Source organism: Vibrio sp. Hep-1b-8, from assembly GCF_006124995.1.
Taxonomy (GTDB): domain Bacteria; phylum Pseudomonadota; class Gammaproteobacteria; order Enterobacterales; family Vibrionaceae; genus Vibrio.
This window is the reverse complement of record NZ_QEWN01000122.1, coordinates 1-2559: the sequence shown is the minus strand read 5'-3', so window position 1 is coordinate 2559 and position 2559 is coordinate 1. Positions and strand designations below refer to the sequence as shown.

The 2559-nt window shown below is 42.5% G+C and carries 2 protein-coding genes, 2 tRNA genes, 2 rRNA genes and 1 pseudogene; 1 reads left to right on the top strand and 6 read right to left on the bottom strand.

All coding sequences use genetic code 11. The annotated features are described in order from the left end of the window. Positions 1-670 (top strand): annotated as a pseudogene (locus DA100_RS21400) (IS630 family transposase); the annotation flags it as partial. A gap of 127 nt (positions 671-797) precedes the next feature. Here the strand turns inward: DA100_RS21400 and DA100_RS16555 are convergent. From DA100_RS16555 to DA100_RS16530, 6 genes are all read right to left on the bottom strand, one after another. Further along, the gene (locus DA100_RS16555) at positions 798-1301 is read right to left on the bottom strand and encodes a hypothetical protein (RefSeq protein ID WP_138973142.1); all 504 of its coding nucleotides are present in this window, start codon (positions 1299-1301) and stop codon (positions 798-800) included. Continuing rightward, a complete protein-coding gene (locus DA100_RS16550; protein WP_240800948.1) occupies positions 1267-1623 on the bottom strand; it encodes a hypothetical protein in 357 nt (118 codons plus the stop codon). The genes DA100_RS16555 and DA100_RS16550 overlap by 35 nt, the downstream gene beginning before the upstream one ends. A 193-nt stretch (positions 1624-1816) precedes the next feature. Then, a tRNA-Trp gene (locus DA100_RS16545) sits at positions 1817-1893 on the bottom strand. A 36-nt stretch (positions 1894-1929) separates the two neighbouring features. After that, positions 1930-2006 (bottom strand) — tRNA-Asp (locus DA100_RS16540). A gap of 32 nt (positions 2007-2038) precedes the next feature. Continuing rightward, positions 2039-2155 (bottom strand): 5S ribosomal RNA (gene rrf, locus DA100_RS16535). A gap of 82 nt (positions 2156-2237) precedes the next feature. Further along, positions 2238-2559, bottom strand: a 23S ribosomal RNA gene (locus tag DA100_RS16530); the annotation flags it as partial.

Genomic DNA, 2559 nt, shown 5'->3' with positions numbered 1-2559 from the left:
TCCATCTATTATTTGCTCAATCATATGGGCTTTTCTTGGATAACATCGCGATCCAAACACCCTTCTCAATCCCAACAAACCCAAGACGATTTTAAAAAAATTCAAAATTGAAACGATCCTCAAGATCCCCGGCCATAAGGGGTTTGAGGCCGTCGATGTTTGGTTTCAAGACGAAGCTCGATTTGGACAACAAAATACAACAACTCGTTTTTGGGCTAAGCGCGGCACAAGACCGCGAGCGGTGAAACAGCAGTAATTTGAATATGCCTACTTATTCGGTTCAGTCTGTCCTACAAGAGGAATTGGAGAGGCGATAGTCGTCCCTTGGGTAAACAAAGAGATTATGATTCAGCACCTTGGTCAAATATCACAAGCCACCGAGCGAGGTCGTCATGCAGTTGTCATAATGGATGGTGCTGGATGGCATACCAGTGATATTGCCGAGCAGTTTGACAATGTCAGTATCATCAAATTGCCTCCCTATTCACCAGAGCTAAATCCAATTGAACAAGTATGGAGTTGGCTGCGACAACACTATTTAGCCAACCAAAGTTTTACGAACTATAACGATGTTGTCGAGAAGGTATGTAGAGCATGGAATGGCTTCTTGGAAAGCGCAGATAGGGTGCAAACGATGTGCAAAAGGGAGTGGATTAACCTGACCAGTTAATTTTCCAGATTGGTATAAGTTTGGTTGTGTATTTTTACTGTAATAGCATCGTGGTTTCATGAAACCACGATGCTATCTTTGGAAAAACACTATTCATCAAATAAAGTAATCTTTATTGCTTATTGAATCAGTTGCCAGACTCAAAAGCCGAAAATAAATTAAACGGCGTTTGGTACTTTTCTAGTGTAGAAAGGTGCATTAATTGCTCTTGATCCAAACCGTCTAAGATTTTTTTATTGTCTTCTTTAGGGAGGTCATATCGCCTTAACTCTATATATTCATTTAAGGCATCAACTTCCCCAAAAACAGCCAAGTCAAAAATAACACTAATATAATCTGACTCTTCAGGCTGAGCGCAACGTTTTTCTGCCATTTTGGATAATTCAAACAAAACAACCTTCTGAGTTAACGTAGGTTGAGATTTAAGCCATTCATTATCTATCGTAATTTGTCTCTGTTTCTTGAGCTTTGAGCACTCTCCAACCTTTTGATTAAGTGCGTCATACACCTCAATGTATTTAATTTGCAAAGACTCTTTTGTCTCAAGCCCCGAAGCGAAAGCGCAACCAGACAATAAAATAAGCACCATCAATAACTTAAAGCGAGTTATATACACATGTCCAAAATTCATAATCTTTCCCTGTAGAAAATAACATTTCATTTTCAGCAATAGTTTCTAATCGTTTTCTTTTTATATCAGGAATAGCCATCATTGCTTCATTAAATGTTTTCCATTGATACGTAGAGGCGTTCCATCCCGCATTTGTAAGTGCAACACCTGGATAAGACTTTCGTCCGGAAAAGATATGATAGAAAGGTACTAGAGCAAGAATCTTGTCTAGATAACTACTCATTTGGTTTACATTGTTCATCTCTTTAATTGCGTTCATAGTACGCTGGGATGGTTTAAAGTCCTTAATGTTACAAAAGTTTCCTTTCATTTGTGCTGGCATAAAAACCTCAATTATAGGGAGTTCTAACGAGGTCGTTATAGCATGATAACGAACAATCTAATTATGTGTGTCTTTGAATAATGAATGCAGATCACTCCGGGGCAAGTTATTACTCACAATGAAAGAACCCAGAAATAGAAAAAGCCCAGTCAAACGACTGGGCTTTTTATTTGCATAAACATGCAATTGAAGATGGCAGGGGTGGAGAGATTCGAACTCCCAACACGCGGATTTGGAATCCGCTGCTCTGCCAATTGGAGCTACACCCCTGTTGTTCGTGTTTAATGAGACGACTCTCGGAATAAGTGGCGGAGCGGACGGGACTCGAACCCGCGACCCCCGGCGTGACAGGCCGGTATTCTAACCAACTGAACTACCGCTCCGCACTGGTTAGACTCTTGAGTCTAAATTTAAAGCCTGGCGATGTCCTACTCTCACATGGGGAAGCCCCACACTACCATCGGCGCTAATTCGTTTCACTTCTGAGTTCGGAATGGAAATCAGGTGGGTCCAAATCGCTATGGTCGCCAAGCAAATTCTTTAATCTGGAAAGCTGTCAGTTCTTACACATTCAATGTTCTTACATTGAGTCCACAAAACCCTTTGGGTGTTGTATGGTTAAGCCTCACGGGCAATTAGTACAGGTTAGCTCAACGCCTCACAGCGCTTACACACCCTGCCTATCAACGTTCTAGTCTCGAACAACCCTTTAGGACCCTCAAGGGGTCAGGGAAGACTCATCTCAGGGCTCGCTTCCCGCTTAGATGCTTTCAGCGGTTATCGATTCCGAACTTAGCTACCGGGCAATGCGTCTGGCGACACAACCCGAACACCAGAGGTTCGTCCACTCCGGTCCTCTCGTACTAGGAGCAGCCCCCTTCAATCTTCCAACGCCCACGGCAGATAGGGACCGAACTGTCTCACGACGTTCTAAAC